The organism is Noviherbaspirillum suwonense (assembly GCF_900182955.1).
Taxonomy (GTDB): Bacteria; Pseudomonadota; Gammaproteobacteria; order Burkholderiales; family Burkholderiaceae_D; genus Noviherbaspirillum_A; species Noviherbaspirillum_A suwonense.
Genome location: NZ_FXUL01000004.1, coordinates 178,524 through 195,185, shown reverse-complemented (window position 1 = coordinate 195,185; position 16,662 = coordinate 178,524). Strand labels below are relative to the sequence as shown.

Annotated in this window: 19 protein-coding genes and 1 tRNA gene; 4 read left to right on the top strand and 16 right to left on the bottom strand. The window is 67.4% G+C overall.

Annotation, left to right across the window (positions count from 1 at the left end):
• Positions 1–7: 7 nt before the first annotated feature.
• The 7 genes from QOL82_RS08205 to flgB all read right to left on the bottom strand — a co-directional run bounded on the left by QOL82_RS08205 (position 8) and on the right by flgB (position 5,639).
• Positions 8–685: a flagellar basal body L-ring protein FlgH gene (locus tag QOL82_RS08205; RefSeq protein WP_283441761.1), complete on the bottom strand. Its 678-nt coding sequence runs from the start codon at positions 683–685 to the stop codon at positions 8–10.
• Positions 686–696: 11 nt separating this feature from the next.
• Positions 697–1,479: a flagellar basal-body rod protein FlgG gene (flgG, locus tag QOL82_RS08200; protein WP_283441760.1), complete on the bottom strand. Its 783-nt coding sequence runs from the start codon at positions 1,477–1,479 to the stop codon at positions 697–699.
• 71 nt (positions 1,480–1,550) lie between these two features.
• A complete protein-coding gene (gene flgF / locus QOL82_RS08195) occupies positions 1,551–2,282 on the bottom strand; it encodes a flagellar basal-body rod protein FlgF (RefSeq protein WP_283441759.1) in 732 nt (243 codons plus the stop codon).
• 529 nt (positions 2,283–2,811) lie between these two features.
• A complete protein-coding gene (gene flgE, locus QOL82_RS08190; RefSeq protein ID WP_283441758.1) occupies positions 2,812–4,077 on the bottom strand; it encodes a flagellar hook protein FlgE in 1,266 nt (421 codons plus the stop codon).
• A gap of 37 nt (positions 4,078–4,114) precedes the next feature.
• The gene (flgD, locus tag QOL82_RS08185) at positions 4,115–4,795 is read right to left on the bottom strand and encodes a flagellar hook assembly protein FlgD (protein ID WP_283441757.1); all 681 of its coding nucleotides are present in this window, start codon (positions 4,793–4,795) and stop codon (positions 4,115–4,117) included.
• 11 nt (positions 4,796–4,806) lie between these two features.
• Complete coding sequence (flgC, locus tag QOL82_RS08180; RefSeq protein WP_283441756.1) at positions 4,807–5,211, bottom strand: flagellar basal body rod protein FlgC; 405 nt, start codon at positions 5,209–5,211, stop codon at positions 4,807–4,809.
• Between the two features lie 5 nt (positions 5,212–5,216).
• Positions 5,217–5,639, bottom strand: a complete 423-nt coding sequence (gene flgB / locus QOL82_RS08175; RefSeq protein WP_283441755.1) for a flagellar basal body rod protein FlgB — start codon at positions 5,637–5,639, stop codon at positions 5,217–5,219.
• A gap of 155 nt (positions 5,640–5,794) precedes the next feature.
• Between flgB and flgA the strand changes: the two genes are divergently transcribed.
• The 3 genes from flgA (at position 5,795) to QOL82_RS08160 (ending at position 7,362) form a co-directional block, all read left to right on the top strand.
• Complete coding sequence (flgA, locus tag QOL82_RS08170; protein WP_283441754.1) at positions 5,795–6,502, top strand: flagellar basal body P-ring formation chaperone FlgA; 708 nt, start codon at positions 5,795–5,797, stop codon at positions 6,500–6,502.
• A 91-nt stretch (positions 6,503–6,593) separates the two neighbouring features.
• Positions 6,594–6,893, top strand: a complete 300-nt coding sequence (gene flgM, locus QOL82_RS08165) for a flagellar biosynthesis anti-sigma factor FlgM (RefSeq protein WP_283441753.1) — start codon at positions 6,594–6,596, stop codon at positions 6,891–6,893.
• A gap of 1 nt (position 6,894) precedes the next feature.
• Entirely contained in the window at positions 6,895–7,362 is a 468-nt protein-coding gene (locus QOL82_RS08160; RefSeq protein ID WP_283441752.1) for a flagella synthesis protein FlgN, read from the top strand.
• Between the two features lie 111 nt (positions 7,363–7,473).
• Here QOL82_RS08160 and rraA read toward each other — a convergent pair whose 3' ends face one another.
• Together rraA and QOL82_RS08150 are read right to left on the bottom strand one after the other, a co-directional pair.
• Positions 7,474–7,968, bottom strand: a complete 495-nt coding sequence (gene rraA, locus QOL82_RS08155) for a ribonuclease E activity regulator RraA (protein ID WP_283441751.1) — start codon at positions 7,966–7,968, stop codon at positions 7,474–7,476.
• Positions 7,969–7,970: 2 nt separating this feature from the next.
• Entirely contained in the window at positions 7,971–8,606 is a 636-nt protein-coding gene (locus QOL82_RS08150; protein WP_283441750.1) for a ParA family protein, read from the bottom strand.
• 83 nt (positions 8,607–8,689) lie between these two features.
• On the opposite strand from QOL82_RS08150, the gene QOL82_RS08145 reads away from it, so the two are divergent.
• Complete coding sequence (locus QOL82_RS08145) at positions 8,690–9,109, top strand: PaaI family thioesterase (RefSeq protein ID WP_283441749.1); 420 nt, start codon at positions 8,690–8,692, stop codon at positions 9,107–9,109.
• A 71-nt stretch (positions 9,110–9,180) separates the two neighbouring features.
• Here the strand turns inward: QOL82_RS08145 and QOL82_RS08140 are convergent, their stop codons facing one another.
• The 7 genes from QOL82_RS08140 to QOL82_RS08110 all read right to left on the bottom strand — a co-directional run bounded on the left by QOL82_RS08140 (position 9,181) and on the right by QOL82_RS08110 (position 16,662).
• Positions 9,181–9,804 (bottom strand): MlaC/ttg2D family ABC transporter substrate-binding protein, encoded by a 624-nt coding sequence (locus tag QOL82_RS08140; protein WP_283441748.1) that lies wholly within the window; start codon positions 9,802–9,804, stop codon positions 9,181–9,183.
• A 280-nt stretch (positions 9,805–10,084) separates the two neighbouring features.
• A tRNA-Met gene (locus QOL82_RS08135) sits at positions 10,085–10,161 on the bottom strand.
• Positions 10,162–10,204: 43 nt separating this feature from the next.
• Entirely contained in the window at positions 10,205–10,789 is a 585-nt protein-coding gene (locus QOL82_RS08130) for a cytochrome b (protein ID WP_283441747.1), read from the bottom strand.
• 123 nt (positions 10,790–10,912) lie between these two features.
• Positions 10,913–11,119, bottom strand: a complete 207-nt coding sequence (locus QOL82_RS08125) for a hypothetical protein (protein WP_283441746.1) — start codon at positions 11,117–11,119, stop codon at positions 10,913–10,915.
• A 109-nt stretch (positions 11,120–11,228) separates the two neighbouring features.
• The gene (locus QOL82_RS08120) at positions 11,229–11,798 is read right to left on the bottom strand and encodes an RNA polymerase sigma factor (protein WP_283441745.1); all 570 of its coding nucleotides are present in this window, start codon (positions 11,796–11,798) and stop codon (positions 11,229–11,231) included.
• On the bottom strand, positions 11,795–14,464 hold the full coding sequence (locus QOL82_RS08115; RefSeq protein ID WP_283441744.1) for an NHLP bacteriocin export ABC transporter permease/ATPase subunit: 2,670 nt from the start codon (positions 14,462–14,464) through the stop codon (positions 11,795–11,797). The genes QOL82_RS08120 and QOL82_RS08115 overlap by 4 nt, the downstream gene beginning before the upstream one ends.
• Positions 14,461–16,662 carry an NHLP family bacteriocin export ABC transporter peptidase/permease/ATPase subunit gene (locus QOL82_RS08110; RefSeq protein WP_283441743.1) on the bottom strand — a complete coding sequence of 734 codons (2,202 nt, stop codon included), beginning with the start codon at positions 16,660–16,662 and terminating at the stop codon, positions 14,461–14,463. The genes QOL82_RS08115 and QOL82_RS08110 overlap by 4 nt, the downstream gene beginning before the upstream one ends.

The following is a 16,662-nucleotide window of genomic DNA, read 5'->3' as shown; positions in this document are numbered from 1 at the left end:
CGCTTTCCTAGAACGGCAGGACGCTGAGGAAGAAGCGGCCCAGCTGGGACGCCACCTCGACCGGGTCGATGCGGGTATTGCTGCGGTACTCCAGCCGGGCGTCGGCGACCTGGGTCGAGGCGACCTGGTTGCCGTTCAGGATGGAATCCGGGTTGACGACGCCGGAAAACCGGATGTACTCGTTGCCCTTGTCGAAGGCCACCTGCTTCTCGCCGCTGACGGCCAGGTAGCCGTTGGACAGCACTTCGGTCACGGTCACCGACAGCGTGCCGGTGAAGTTGTTGCTGGAGCTGGACGCGTCCTTGTCCTCGAACTTGTTCGCGCCCTTCGCATCCACGCCCAACCGGCCGGTGACGGCGGTGTTCAGGCCCAGCAGCTTGCCGACCGAGAAGCTGGCGCTGCCGGTCTTGCTGCCGGTGTCCGAGCCGGTCTTGCCGGCGCTGGTCTTCTCGTTGATGACGATGGTCAGCATGTCGCCGACATGGCGGGCGCGGCGGTCTTCGAACAGCGGGCGGTAGGTCGCGGCCTGGAAGATCGCGCCGTTCGACGCCGGCGCGCTGGCCATGCGCGGCTCCGGCCGGGTGCTGGTCGGGCGCTGGACGATGGAGTCGGGCACGGTGTTGCAGGCGGCCAGCGCCAGCAGCGGCGGGACGACCCGCAGCGCGAGGAGTAAGGCTTTTTTCATGGCGTGGCGGCTTAGAGCTGGGTCAGCTTCTGCAGCATCTGGTCGGAAGTGGTGATGGCCTTGCTGTTGATTTCGTATGCGCGCTGGGTCTGGATCATGTTTACCAGTTCCTCGGCGACGTTGACGTTGGAGGTCTCGACATAGCCCTGCGTGATCATGCCGGCGCCGTTGGTGCCCGGCGTGGTGGTGCTGGCGTTGCCCGACGCGACCGTCTCCACGTACAGGTTCTCGCCGCGGCTTTCCAGGCCGGCCGGGTTCATGAAGGTCGCCATCTGCAGCTGGCCGACCTGGGTCGCGGTGGCGGTGCCGGCCTGCGTGACCGAGACGGTGCCGTCGCGGCCGACGGTGATGCTCTGCGTATTGGCGGGAATGGTGATGGCCGGCTGGATGACGAAGCCGCTGGCGGTCACCATCTGGCCCTGGCTGTCGACCTGGAACGAGCCGTCGCGGGTGTAGCCGGTGGTCCCGTCCGGCATCAAGACCTGGAAGAAGCCGTTGCCCTGGATCGCCAGGTCCTTGTCGTTGCTGGTCTGCTGCAGGTTGCCCTGCGTGAAGATGCGCTCGGTGGCGACGGTGCGCACGCCGGTGCCGACCTGCAGGCCCGACGGCATCTGCGTCTGCTGCGAGGTCTGCGCGCCGGGCTGGCGCATGTTCTGGTACAGCAGGTCCTCGAACACGGCACGCGAGCGCTTGAAGCCGCTGGTGCTGACATTGGCCAGGTTGTTGGCAATGGTGTCCATCTGGGTCTGCTGTGCGTCCAGACCGGTCTTGGCTATCCAGAGGGATCGAATCATGTCTAACTCCGTCGCGGCGCGGCCGCTCAATGTTGACTGGTGGGCTAGTCTCTATTGTCGTGGAGAAACACTTAATTCAAAGCGAGGAGTTGACTGGCTTTTGTCTCGTTACTCTCGGCGTTCTTCATCAGGCTCATCTGCATTTCGAACTGGCGGGCCAGGCTGATCATGTTGACCATCGCGTCGACCGTGTTGACGTTGCTGCCTTCGAGCGTGCCGCCGATGACGGTGACCGCGGCGTCGGCGTCGGCCGGGCTGGCGTCCTTGGTCCTGAACAGGCCGTCATTGCCGCGCGCCAGGTTGTCCTCGGGCGGGTTAACCAGCTTGAGCCGGCCCAGGATGCTGGGCGGCTGGTTGGCGGCGGTGCCGGTGATGGTGCCGTCCTTGGCGATCGCGATCCTGGTGTCGGGCGGGATGCTGATCGGGCCGCCGTCGCCGAGCACCGCGTCGCCGCGCTGGGTCTGGAGCTGGCCGTTCTCGGACACCTTCAGGCTGCCGTGGCGGGTGTAGGCTTCGGCGCCGTCGGCGGTCTGGACGGCTAGCCAGCCCTTGCCCTGGATCGCGACGTCGAGTTCGCGGGCGGTTTGCTGGAGGGGGCCGGGGGTGTAGTCGGTGGCTACCGTGGCGTCGACCACGAAGGCGCGGGTGGGGAGGTCGTTGCCGACGACGGGGACGGCGCGGAAGGCATCGATCTGGGCGCGGAAGCCGGTGGTGGTGGCGTTGGCGAGGTTGTTGCTTGTGTTGGCTTGTTGTTCGAGGATGTGTTTGGCGCCGGTCATGGCGGTGTAGATCAGGCGGTCCATTTGTGCGTTCCTTTAGTCTGGTGCTGGCGCGGGCTGGGGCGTGTTGTTGTTGACCTATTGGTAGGCAAGTGACCTTTTGATACGCAAGGCGCTCATGCTGCGTCTGCTGGCCGGTGAAGCGTTGCTGCTTCGCTGCCGTGGATGCAAGCCGGGTGTTCGGCCCGGCGGCCGACCCGCTTTTTTGCTTCGCCAAAAAAGTGGGGCAAAAAAGGCGACCCCTACGATGGCGGTCCGCTGCGCGGACTGCACGCGCCGCCAGTACCTGAAACGGGAAGCGTCCGAAACTCGCTGCGCTCAGACAGCGGACGCTTCTTTATCCGTTTCAGGTACTGGCGACGCGTCGCCATCTAACGGGGATTCACTGCAACGGCCACTTCAAAGGCAACTACCACTTCAACTTCAAATGTCGCTGCGCGGGGCTGACTGCCACTTCAACTTCAACTGTCGCTGCGCGGGGCAGAGGCCAGGCATCGGGCCGTTATCCTTGCGGGGTGGCGCATTGCGCCTCCCCTTCCCCTTTTTACTTTTCTTACCTCAGGTTCACCAGGGTTTGCAGGACCTGGTCTTGCGTCTTCACCGTTTGCGCATTGGCCTGATAGACGCGCTGGGCGGTGATCATGTTGACGAGTTCGGCGGTCAGGTCGACGTTCGAATCTTCCACGGCCGATGCCTGCAGCGTGCCGAAGGTGCCGGACGACGGGGCGCCTACCAGGGGGACGCCGGAGGTGGTGCTTTCGGCCCAGACGTTGTTGCCCAGGGGTTGCAGGCCGTTGACGTTCGTGAAATTGGCCAGCACGACCTGGCCGAGGGTTGCGGATTTGCCGTTGCTGTAGCGGCCGGTGATGATGCCGTCGGCGCCGGTGTTGAAGCCGGTCAGGCGGCCGGAGGTGTAGCCGTCCTGCGACAGCGCGTTGACGATGAAGGGGGAACCGTACTGGGTGCTGCCGCTGTAGTCGATGGTGGACTTGATGTCGGCTGCGCCGCCGGCGCTGGCCGGGATGGTCACGTTGAATGGCAGCGCGGCCTTGCCGGCGGTGGTCAGTGCGCCGTCCTCGCCAAATTCCAGCGAACCGATCAGGCCTTTCTTGCCGGCGGGGCCGGTGTTGAGGACCACGTCGTCGGCGACGCCGTAGACCTCCCAGGTGCTGATGCCGGTGACGGGAGGGGTGGGATTGGTCTTGACGAAGAAGCTCTGCACCACGTGCGGGTTGCCGAGGCTGTCGAAGACCGAGATCGAGGTCGCGTTGTTGTAGCTGGTCGGGTCGGCCGGGTTGAACGGCGTCGTGACGGGCGCCTTCTGCCCGGAGTCGAGGTTGACGACTTCCTTGACCTTGCCGGTGATGGCTGGCGGCAGGTCGGCGGTGCTGATCTGCAGCTTGGACGGCGCGCCGGTCGACAGCACGCCGGCGGCGTTCGCAGTGTAGCCGGTCAGCGCGGCGCCGGTGCCGTTGACGATATGGCCGGTCTTGTCCAGCTCGAACTGGCCGTTGCGGCCATAGGTCACGGTGCCGTTGCTGTCCATGCGGAAGAAGCCGGCGCCGTTGATGGCGATGTCCAGCGGGTTGTTGGACGCGGTGATGTTGCCCTGGCTGAATTGCTGCGACACTTTCGACACCTTGGTGCCGATGCCGACCTGCGACGAGCCGCCGCCGGACAGCGAGGTGGCGTAGACGTCGGCGAACTGCGCCTGCGAGCCCTTGAAGCCGACCGTGCTGGCATTGGCGACGTTGTTGCCGATGACTTCGAGACTCTTGGATGCGGCGTTCAGGCCGCTCAGACCTTGCTGAAAACTCATGTTCTTCTCCGTGGGATAGGTGCTGGTCCTGCTGCCTTCAAATGATTTCGCGAACGTCGGCCAGCGCTGCCGAACTGCCGCCCTTCAGGTTGAGCTTGGTGCCGGACGCGCCGGTCGACACGCTGCCGACCTCGTCGTACGACAGCGTCGTCGCCTTCAGCGCCGAGCCGGCGCTGGAGGCGCTGACTTCGAAGCTGTACTGGCCGCTGGCGGCCGCCGCGCCCTTGTCGGTCTTGCCGTCCCAGCCCAGCGGCAGCGTGCCGGCCGCCTGCGCGCCGAGGTCCATCTTGCGCACCACGTTGCCGGAGCCGTCGCGTATCGTGACCGACACCGCGTCGGCCGCGCCCGGCAGGTCCATGCCCAGCACCGCCTTGCCGTCGGCCAGGACGGCGCTGTTGCCGGGGACCAGCACGCCGTGGCCGATCAGGCTGGTGGCCTGCAGCGCCTGGCTGGACTGGTAGCTGTCCTTGAGCGTGCCCATGGTGGCGTTGAGCTTGTCGATGCCGGTCACGGTGGAGAGCTGGGCAAGCTGGCTGGTGACCTGCGCATTGTCGAGCGGGTTCATGGGGTCCTGGTTCTTCATCTGCGTGATCAGCAGCTTCATGAAGCGGTCCTGGGTCGCGCCGGCGCTGTCGGTCGCGGTAGCTGCCGCGGCCTTGCTGGTGTTCATCGAGTTCAGCAGCGCGGGTGACACGGTGTTGTCGTTAATGGTCGTCATGCCTGTTTCCTTTACTGGCCGATGGTCAGGGTTTTCAGCAGCATGGTCTTGGCTGCATTCATGGTTTCCACGTTGGTCTGGTAGGACCGGGTGGCGGAAATCATGTTGACCATTTCCTCCACGACGTTGACGTTGGGCATATTCACATAGCCTTTTTCATCGGCCTGCGGGTGCGACGGGTTGTAGACGACGCGCGGCGGCGCGCTGTCCTCGACCACCTGCTGCACCTTGACCGAGGACGCGCCCGGCGTCGTCCCCTCGACCGCCTCGAACACCACCTGCTTGGCGCGGTAGGGCTGGCCGGTGGCGCTGGTGGCGCTGTCGGCATTGGCCAGGTTGCTGGCGACCGTGTTGAGGCGGTGGCCCTGGGCGCTCATGGCCGAGCCGGCGACGTTGAATACATTAAAGAGCGACATCTGGCTTATCCCTGTATCGCGGTGAGCAGGTTCTTGATCTGCGAACTGATCATGGTGATGCTGGCCTCGTAGCGCAGCGCGTTGTCGGCGAACTGGTTGCGTTCCACGTCCATGTCGACCGTGTTGCCGTCGACGCCGCCCTGCACGCCGGTGCGGTACAGCATCGAGGGCGCGCCGGCCCTGGTCACCGAGCCGTTGCCGGCCTGGTGGCCGCCGTCGGTCTGCGCCAGGCCGGCCGTTGGCGCGGCGGGCGCGCCGGAAGTGCGGCCGACGGCGTTCTGCAGCGCCTGGCTGAAATCGAAGTCGCGCGCCTTGAAGTTGGGCGTGTCCGCATTGGCGATGTTCGACGCCAGCGCCTGCTGCCGCTCCGAGCGCAGCCGCAGCGCCGCTTCATGAAAACCCAGCGCCTGATCCAGTTTTCCTATCATGTCCGCTCCCGATGATGATATTGCTTGTAGGGAATAGTAATGATTCGGCACCGCGTCCCATCGGCTGATAAAGGCGGCAAACCACGCGCTGTTCAGGTCTTTGTCCGGCCGGCCCGGCCGTACCATGCAGGCTGGAATAATCCTCGGGCCTGCCCATGATCAAGCAATTTCGAACCGTATTCACCGCCCTCGCGCTGTCCGCCATGGCCGCTGCGTCCTTCGCGCAGTCGGCGCCGGCGCGCCAGGACCATGGCGCGCTGCGCCAGGCCGTCACCCAGTTCCTGACCGTGCAGGCGGGCGGGCTGCCGGGCCAGATCAGCGTCACCGTCGGCGCCATCGACCCGCGCCTGAACCTGGCCGCCTGCGCCGCGCCCGAAGCCTTCCTGCCGAACGGCGCGAAGGCCTGGGGCAAGACTTCGGTCGGCGTGCGCTGCACCGCGCCGTCGCCATGGACTGTATACATACCGGCAATGGTGCAGGTCCAGGGCGAATACCTGGCGGCGGCGGTGCCTCTGGCGCAGGGGCAGACCATCGGCCCCAACGACGTCGCGAAAGTGCGCGGCGACCTGACCGCCCTGCCGCCGGGCATCGTCACCGACGCGTCGCAGGCGGTCGGCTATACTGTGGCCCGCACGGTGGCGCTCGGCGCGCCGCTGCGGCAGGATGCGCTGCGCAGCCAGCAGGCAGTCGCCCAGGGACAGATGGTGCGGCTGGTGTCCGCCGGCCCCGGCTTCAAGGTCACCACCGACGGCCGCGCGCTGGCCAACGGCAGCGACGGCCAGACCATACAGGTGCGGGCGCCGAACGGCCAGGTGGTGTCGGGCGTGGCGCGGCTGGGCGGTCTGGTCGAAGTGGCTTACTGATACCGGGAGAGCCGCATTAAAGTTTTTGCCGGACGCGTCGTAACCCAACTATGGCAGAGGACTGTCCCCTCGCAAAGACTAAGGAAACGTCATGAAAATCAATGACTCCAGCTCCATCAAGAAGCCCGCGGCGACCAGCGTCGCCCCCGCCCAGGCCGGCGCCGGCCGCGCAGCCGACAAGGCCGGCGCTGTCAGCGCGGGTTCCGACAATGTGCGTCTTTCCAGCCAGGCCAAGGCGCTTTCCTCGACCTCGACCGGCGGCGTGTTCGACGCGAAGAAGGTTGAAGAGATCAAGGCCGCGATTGCCGGCGGCCAGTTTCAGGTGGATGCAGGCAAGATTGCCGACGGCCTGATCGACTCTGTCAAGGACATGATCCAGAAACGGAAATAGCATGACTGAAGCGCAGCACGGCCCGGCAGCCAGCCTGGCCCAGGAACTGGAATCCGCCCGCGAACTGCTCGAATGCCTGCAGCAGGAGCAGGCGCACCTGATCAGGGCGGACATCGACGCGCTGGCGAACTGCGCCGAACGCAAGACCGGCCTGGTCGGCCGGATGAACGGCCTGGCGGCGGCCCGGCTGCAATCGCTGGCCGACGCCGGCCACCCCGCCACCGAGGCCGGCATGCTGGCCTGGCTGGCGCAGCAGCAGGACGCGGTGCGCGGCGACTGGCATGCGCTGCTCGCGCTGGCCGCGTCGGGCAAGGAACTCAACCGCACCAACGGCCTGCTGATACACCAGCACATCAACCGCAACCAGGGCGGCCTGCAGGCGCTGCGCGGCGGCGGCCAGACAGCGGTGTACGGCCGCGACGGCCAGCAGAATGTCCGCACAGCCGGACGTTCGTTCGTCGCGGGCTAGCCCTGGCCGCAGGCGATCGGCCTGGCCCGGCATGGGCCGGGCGGGCGTATCGAAGTCCTTCCAGCTCCCCTTGTTCCCTTATTGCGCGGCGGCCGTCCGCGGCGCAAGCGCCTAGTCGAGCTTGGCGCGCGACACGAGCACGCCGTCTTCATCCGCGTAGATCCAGTCTCCCGGCCTGACCGTGACGCCGGCCATCGTCACCGCGATCTCCTGGTAGCCCAGGCCCTTGCGCACGCTGCGCTGCGGATGCAGCGCCAGCGCCCGGATGCCGACATCGCAGGCATCGAGTTCCGCCGAATCCCGCACGCAGCCGTTGACGACGATGCCGGCCCAGCCGTTTTTCTCGGCCAGCTTGCCGAGATTGCCGCCGACCAGCGCGCAGCGCAGGCTGCCGCCGCCGTCGACCACCAGCACCCGGCCATTGCCCGGGGTTTCCAGCGCGGTGCGCACCAGCACATTGTCCTCGAACACCTTCAGCGTGGCTGCCTGCCCGGAAAACGCGGCGCGCTTGCCGAAAGGCCGGAACACCGGCGGCAGCACGGCCAGCGTGCCCTCCCCGATCAGGTTTTCATTGGCGTCGCAAAGGTCGCATGTGGTAAAGCCCATCATTACTCCAGGTGGTTGAAAACGGATGCATCGTCGATCCAGCGCAGCAGGTCCTGCCACTGGGCGATATCGCGGTCGACCCGGGACGGCGCCGCGTCCCAGAGCGTGGCGCCCATCGCCGCCAGCTGCACGTAGTTCTGGGTGTCGCGCAGATAGCCCAGCACCGGCATGCCGAGCCGGCCGACATAGTGCGACAGCTGCTCGGCGGCGCGGGTGCGGGCATTGACCCGCATGCCGATCACGCCGACCCGCACCCGTTCGGGCAAGGGAGGCAGCTGCTGCAGGAAGGTCTGGGTGGCCAGGATGTCGAACATCGACGGCTGCAGCGGCACGATCAGCCGGTCGGCGATCCGCAGCGCCCGCTGCAGATGGGCGCTGTCGATGCCGGCCGGCGTGTCCAGCACCACGTGCGTGACGCCGCGCGGCGGCCGGGCGATATGGTCCGGCCCCAGTTCCCATGCTGCAATGGCCGGCAGCCCCGGCGGCCGCAGCGCCAGCCACGCGCGGGAAGACTGCTGCGCATCGGTGTCGCCCAGCATCACCTTGTGCCCCTGGCGCGCCAGGCAGCCGGCAAGGTTGGTTGCGATGGTGCTCTTGCCGACGCCGCCCTTCGGGTTTGCAATCACGATGACCGGCACGCAGTTCTCCTGGCGGGCAATTGCCCTCGATCCGAAAATTTTCGTGCAAGAATAGCATGCCTATCACACGACACGGACCCGCCATGACCGCCCCATTTCTCCCGCCAGAACATTTCCATTCGATCCAGCAGGGCACCCTGCCCGGCATGCTGGGCATCGAGGTCACGGCCGTCGGCGAGGATGGCGTCCACGCAACCATGGCGATCAAGGCCGTGCACATGGCGCCCAACGGTTTCCTGCATGCGGCGTCGGTCGTGGCGCTGGCCGACTCCTGCTGCGGCTACGGATGCATTTCCCGGCTGCCGCCGGGCGCCAGCGGTTTCACCACGATCGAACTGAAGAGCAACCACCTCGGGACGGCGCTGGAAGGCGTGCTCGAATGCCATGCGCGCCCGGTGCACCTCGGCAGGACTACCCAGGTGTGGGACGCTGCCGTCAGCGCCGGCGGGAAGACCCTGGCGCTGTTTCGCTGCACGCAGATGGTGTTGTGGCCGAAGGCCTGAGGATGTTGTGGCCGAAGGCCTGATGGCGTCGTGGCCGGAGGCCGAAGGCCTGATGCGCCGCTGTCGGCGGCTCAGCGCTTGCCGTCTTCCTGCGCGTCGCGCGACGCCAGGTAGCGGTTTTTCTCTTCCAGCGTCCGGATAAGGCCGTCGATCCCGCCCTTGCTGACTTCCGACGCGAACGTGGTCCGGTAGGTCTCCGACAGCCAGGCGCCCATCACGTTGACGTCGTAGATCTTCCAGCCGGTCGGCGTCTTGCGCAGCCGGTAGCTGACTTCGACCGGCTCCGGGCGGCGCGGCAGGCGCACTTCCGAGCGCACCTCGACATCGGTGTCCGACGGATCCATGCGCAAGGGCCGGAAGGTCATGGTCTGGTCCTTGATCTGCGACATCGCGCCCGCATAGGTATGAAGCAGCAGGTTGCGGAATTCCGCGGCCAGTTTCTGGCGCTGCTGCGGCGTGGCTTCGCGCCAGTTGCGGCCCATGGTCAGCGCTGTGCCGCGCTGGAAGTCAAGGTGCGGCAGGATGCGGGACTCGACCACCGCGTAGATGCGCCTGCGGTCGCCGGCCTGGATCGCCGGGTCGTTGCGGGCAAGGTCCATCACTTCCTGGCTGACCCGCCGTATCAGCGCATCGGGCGCCTCGATCGCCTCCTGCGCGCGGGCCAGGCCGCAGGCGGCAGCGAGCAGCAGGAGCATTGCCAGGAAATGTCGGAAAGAAGAGGAATTTGCTTGCATGATGGCATGGGCTGGAAGCAGCCGCGAACGGTAGGAAGCCGGACATGGTAACAGCATCCGTCCGGCCGGCGCCCGGTTCCGCTCGGCGCGCCGGCCGGGCGGCCGGGACGGTTTACGGGCCGGACCGGCACCGGAAAACGGTCGACCGCTTATTTTCGACCGGAGGCGGCCCTTGCGGATGCGTCCGGCGGCGCGGCACAAAAAAAACCGGCTTCCTGTAGGAAGCCGGTTTTCATGAAACTGGTTGCGGGGGCAGGATTTGAACCTACGACCTTCGGGTTATGAGCCCGACGAGCTGCCAGACTGCTCCACCCCGCGTCTGAGAGGTCGCATTGTACACAGCCAGGCCGGAATCCGCAAATCAGGGTTTTCGCCGCGCCGGCAGCATGCGCTGGAACACCTGGTCGCGGTTGATAAAAAGGTGTTTCAGCGCGGCCAGCACATGGATCGCGATCAGCACCACCAGCGCCGTCGCCACGATGCCATGCACCTCGCCGAAGAAAGTCCGCAGCGGCTTGTCATCCCAGCCCCAGTGCGGCAGCGGCATGCCGAAGTAATGGATGCCGCTGCGGCCGAACGACGATGCCAGGTAGCCGGACAGCGGCTGCAGCAGGATGCAGAGATACAGCAGGCCGTGGGTGACGGCTGCCGCGATGCGCTGCCAGCGCGGCACGCTGGCCGGCAGCGGCGGCGGCGTGCGGCGCATGCGCCATGCAAGCCTCAGGAACACCAGCACCAGCGCCGTCACGCCGAAGGAGCGGTGCATCTCGACGTAGAAATCCTTGGTCGGTCCGCGCGCCATGTCGTCCAGCAGGTACCCCAGGCACAGCATGCCGATGACGATGACGGCCAGCAGCCAGTGCAGCAGCATGGCCTGCCAGCTGTAGCGCGCGATCGGCGCGCCGGACGGGGAAACATACCCGGAGGCCCGGGCGGAACTTGACATACTGCGGCTTTCCATCGCATCTCTCCCGGCAACCTGGATGCCGGGCCGCCAGCCTGCGCCCGGTGCGATGAAAATATACACGTGCCCGCCGCTGCGCGCCATGCGCAGGCGGCGTATGCCGGCCTATTCGTCTTCGGGGCCGCCGCTGTCCGTCGGCATCCGGTCGCCGGCGGCGGCCAGCCAGTCGAGGTCTGCGTCCGACAGCGTATTGGTCTCCGCGCGCAGGCGGCGCTTGATGCGGTCGATCGCCCCTGCCGGCACCTGCTGCCGCGCATAGGTATCGGCGAGGCCGGTCAGCAGTCGGTCAAGTTGTTCTTCCTTGTCGTTCATTTCGGTTCCTCGTCGGAGAAAGGCAGGTTGATGATAGAGCATGTCCGGCCCATGTTGGGCAACGCTTGCCGAGGCTTCGTTCCTCCCGGAATGGCAGCGTCTTCCTGCGTCACAGGTAGGGCGCGACGTCCTCCAGCAGCTTGCTTTTCGCCCGCGACAGGCGGCTCTTGACGGTGCCGGCCGGTATGCCCAGCACGCTGGCCACCTCGTCGAGCAGCATGCCCTCCAGCTTGACCATGGTCACGACTTCCCGCATGTCATCCGGCAGCCGGCCGATCGCCTTTTCGAGCGCCTGCATCGCCTGCTTGCGTTCGAACTGGCGGTCGGGCTCGTCGTCATGCCCGCCCGGCGTCTCGAGATACATCGACTCGTCGAGCTCGACGTCGCGGCTGCGCTTCTTGACGGTGCGGTTATGGTGATTGCGGGCCAGGTTGAGCGCAATGCCCAGCAGCCAGGTTGAAAATTTCGAGCCTGCCCGATAGCCGGGAAGCGCCCGCCAGGCCGCGAGGAAGGTTTCCTGCGCCAGCTCTTCGGCATCGTCGCGATTCTTCACCCATTTCAGCAGGAAGCGCCAGACCCTGCTGTAGTAGGCCTCCGTTAGCTTACCGAATGCCTCCTGGTTCCCATTGCGCGCCTGTTCCACCCAGCGTTCGCCTTCGATCAAAAGAAGTCTGCTCATGCAAGTTGCCTTTCTGCTAAAGCTTTAAAGCGGCCGTTAAGCTGCATCAGTTGTTCAAATGTGCCGACTTCCATTACCCGTCCCTGCTCGATAAAGAAAATCCTGTCCGCGCCGATGATCGTCGAGAGCCGGTGCGCGACGACGATGCGCGTCGTCCTGAGCGAGGCGATGCTGCGGGTGACGATGGCCTGCGTGGCGTTGTCGAGCGCGCTGGTCGCTTCGTCGAACAGCAGGATCTTCGGTTTGCGGACGATCGCCCGCGCCACCATCAGCCTCTGCTTCTGGCCGCCGGAGATCGTGCTGGCGCCTTCGGAAATCATCGTGTGCATGCCCATGGGCATGCCGCGCAGGTCGTTTTCCATGCCCGCCAACCGCACCGCTTCCCAGGCGTCGTCCATGCTGAGCCGCGACGCGCCGACGATGTTGCTGAAGATGTCGCCGGCCGTCAGCTGGCCGTTCTGCAGCACGACGCCGATCTGCCGCCGCACCGCCACCCGGTCGAGCCCGGCGAGGTCCTGCCCGTCGAAGAAGATGGCGCCCGCCTGCGCCTGTTCGAACCCCAGCAGCAGCCGGCACAGCGTCGACTTCCCGCAGCCGGACGGGCCGACCAGCGCGACGAATTCGCCGGCGCGTATGCTGATGGACAGCTTGTCCAGCACCTCCGGGCCGTCCGCTTGATAGCGGAAGGACACGCTGCTGATGTCGATTGCGCCGCTCAGCACGCCCGGCGCATGCGCGGCGTCGGCGGACTCGGGCATTGCGTCGAGGATGGGCAGCGCCCGCTCGTAGAGCGGGATCACGGCCAGCATGCCGGTCAGCGCCGTGCTCAGGGCCATCGTCGCGCCGAGAAACTGGCCGAAGGCGGCGCCGAAGGAAATGAATTCGCCGGCCCGCATGTCCGGCATCAGGAAGGCCACCGCGGCGAAGATGGCCATGCTGCAGAACAGGCCGTAGGCCCCGTCCATCGTGGCGAGCGCGATGCCGACCCGGCGCACGTCGACATCGAGCGACTTCTGCCGCGAAAACAGCGACGCCCACAATGCGAAGGCCCGGTTTTCCGCGCCCTGCGCGCGCAGCTTGGCGATGCCGTTCAATATCTGGAGAACCCGGCTGGCGATCTCGCCGGACAGCTTCGCGCCGTCGCGCTGCAGCAGCAGCGCACGGTAGCCCAGCGCCAGCGTCCATATCAGCTTCAGGCCCACCAGCGCCAGCGCCAGCAGGCCGAGGCCGGCATCCAGGAAGAACAGGTAGAACAGGCTGAACAGGCCGAACACCCAGCCGAACACCGCGGTCTCGGCCGTGCCGCTGAGTTTCTGCAGGATGCTTTCGATGCCCATCGCCCGCTGCGCCAGATCGCCGGCCTCATGGCCGCGAAAGAACGGCGCCGGCAGCGACAGCAGCCGGTCGATGACCGCGGCCTGCATGTTGTTGCCCAGCCGGGTGCGGATGCGGTTGGCCGCCAGGCCGCGGCTGAACGCGAAGGCGGCGACGCCCACCGCGGTCAGCGCCAGCATCAGGACCAGCTGCAGCAGTTCGCCCCGATTGGCGCCGGGTAGCACCGAGTCCACCAGCAGCCGCGTGACGAACGGCGCCACCATTCCCAGCGCGCCGCCGGCCAGGCCGAATCCCATCAGCCGCCGACGGTCGGACCCGCTGCCGGCCAGGCTGAAACGGACCAGGTCGCGGAACCGCAGCTTCGCGCCCGGCAGGCTGTTGAAGAACATCACCGCGTGGCGCGAGAAGCTGGCGGCGACCTGGTCGTCGACCCGGCGGCGGGTGCCGGCCACCGGGTCGGTCAGCAGATAGCCGGCGCCGTCCGGCACCAGCGCGGCGGGCATGCCGTCGGCGGCGCGGAAGGCCAGCAGCGGGCCAAGGTCGTTGCGCCACCAGTGCGGCTCGCCCAGGTCGACCTGGCGCCTTGCGAGCCGGTTCCGCCGGCAGAATTGTTCCAGCCACCCGCCGGCGTCGCCCGGGGCCGGGACAGCCGGCCCGCCCTGGCTCTGGATCGCGATACCCGCGGCCCGCAGCACGATCAGGCAGGCCGCGTGGAGCGGATTGCCGCCGGCCGCATGCGGGATGCCGTCCGGCCCGGCCAGTACGCCGGCGACATCCGACAGCGCATGCCGCATCGTCTGCGCCTCGTTCCTGGCGCTGGCGTCGATGGCCGCATGCTCGGCCGCGAGCGCCTGCTGCGCGCTCCGGTCCAGGAACGCCAGCAGGTCGAGGTGGCAGGCGCCGGGCGCAAGCGCGTCGTCCGGCAGGCCGTGCAGCGCGCGCCGCAGGCAGTCGCGCCAGCCCTGCTCCAGCGACTGCAGCGCGGCCGCGCTGCCGGGGTCTTGCTTCAATGCCGCGCCGCCGTCCTCGAAACGCAGCCAGACGGTGCCCGACAGCGCGACGGCCATCAGCGCCGAATGCACGGCGCCGGGACGGTCCATGACCAGCCCGCCCGGGCCGACCCGGCAGACATGGCGGCGCGCGCCGGCCGGCATGCCGTCGGCGATCGCGACGTGGAACAGGTCGACGCCGCCCTGCTCGACCAGCCAGACCGCATTGCCCGTGCCCAGCAGCACGGGCTCGAGCGCCAGCGGCGCGAGCCGCGTGCCCGCGTCCTCAAACGCCGCGTGGCGTCCGGCCGCTGCGGGCATGCCGCTGGCGACGGCGCTCACGCGGCGATCTCCCCGACCAGGTCCGCATACGCGCCGCGCTGCGCAAGCAATGCGGCATGGGTGCCGCGCTCGACGATGCGGCCCTGCGCCATGACGATGATCTCGTCGCAGTCGCGGATCGTGGAAAGCCGGTGCGCGACGATCAGGCAGGTGCAGCCCCGCCTGCGCAGGTTGTCGTCGATCTCCTTTTCGGTGCCGGTGTCGAGGGCGGCGGTCGCCTCGTCCAGCACCAGGATGCGCGGATTGCCGGCCAGCGCGCGGGCAATCTCCAGCCGCTGGCGCTGTCCCCCGGAAAAGTTGGATGCGCCTTCGGAGACCGCGGCGTCATAGCCGCCGCTGCGCAGCGCGACCGTGGCATGGATCGCCGCATCGTGGCCGGCGCGGACCATGTCCGGTTCGGGCAGGCTGTGATCCCACAGCGACAGGTTGTCCCGGACGCTGCCCGAGAACAGGAACACTTCCTGGTCCACGCCCGCCAGGCTCGCGTTGAGCACGCGCGGCGCAATCTCGCTGCGCGCCCGGCCGTCGAACAGGATCTCGCCGCTCCACGGCTGGTGCAATCCCATGACCAGCCTGGCGACCGTGCTCTTGCCGCTGCCGGAGGCGCCGACCAGCGCCACCCGCTGCCCCGGCGCCAGCGCCAGGCAGAAGTCGTCGAGCAATGGCGGCTCCAGCCGGCTGTAGCCGAAGCTGACATGCCGCAGTTCGAGCGCGCCCTGCAGTTTTTCCTCGGGAACGGCCGCGGCCGGCGCGGGTGCGGCGGAAAAGCGCGGGTCGACCGGATAGTGCAGCACGTCCTCCAGCCGGTCGAGGTCGGCGCGCGCTTCCTGGAGGCGGCCGGACAGGCTCATCAGGTCGTTGACCGGGCTGTAAAACGAGGCCATCAGGCTCTGGAAGGCGACCAGCATGCCAACCGTCATGTCGCCCGACATCACGCGCAGGCCGCCCAGGCCGAGGATGACGGCGGTGATGACGGCCGAGACCAGCAGCGGCAGCGTGCCGATGACCTGCAAGTAGAGCCGAAGCGCCTGTTCGGTATTATTGGCCGCCGCCCGCAGGCCGACCCAGCGCGTGAAGAAGTCCGCCTCGCCGCCGCCGGCCTTGATGGTCTCCATGATCTGTATGCCGCCGACCAGCGCCGCGCCCAGCTTGCCGCGCTCCTTCTGCAGCCGCAGCGTCGCATCCTGGCGCGACCGCGACAGGTAAGCCATCAGCCCGACATTGAGCAGCGTCAGCGCGATGCCGGCCACGGTCAGCACGACGTCGTAGGCCAGCATGATGGCCGCATAGAACACCAGCGTGACGAGCGCCACCGCATTGGTCGCCAGCTCGCCCGACACCAGCTGCGCGATATTGTCGTTGGCGCCGACGCGCTGGGCGATATTGGCCGCATGGCGCTGGCTGAAGAAGTCGATGGGCAGGCGCAGCACATGCCAGAGGAAGTCGGCCGAGGACGCCAGCGACAGCCGGGTTTCCAGCCGCAGCAGGTAGGTCTGCTGCAGCCAGACCAGCGCCGCGCGCAGCAAGGCGGTCAGCGCCATTCCCAGCAGCAGCGGCTTGACCCAGCTGTCGAGCCGGCCGATCAGGTAGCTGTCGACGAAGACCTGCGAGAACACCGGGATCGCGAGGCCGGGGATGACCATGGCCAGGGTGGCGATCAGCACGTACAGCAGCCCGGCCCGCCCGTTGCGCAGCCGCGCGGCAAGCGCGGCGACCATGCCGCGCGGCTTGCCCATGCGCCTGAAGCCTGGCTCCGGCTGGAACACCAGCGCCACGCCGGTATAGGAGCGGCTGAATTCGTCGATGCCGACCGTCCGTGGCCCGGTGGCCGGGTCATTGAGCCAGGCGCGCTTCCCGTCCAGGCCTTCCAGCACCAGGAAGTGGTTGAAGTTCCAGAACACGATCATCGGGAATGCGTACTGCGCGAGCGCGTCGATTTCCAGCCGCATGCCCTGCGTCGCCAGCCCGTAGCTGCGCGCGGCCCGCGCCACGCTGCTGGCCTTGCTGCCGTCGCGCGAGACGCCGCAGGCGATGCGCAATTCCTCGAGCGACACATGGCGTCCGTGATGGCGCAGCACGATGCAGAGCGCCGCGGCGCCGCATTCGACCGCTTCCATCTGCAGCACCGTGGGCGTGCGCACGCGGCGGCCGGGAGCCCGTCGGAATGCATGCCGGATCGGCGCGATCAGCCGTTTCAT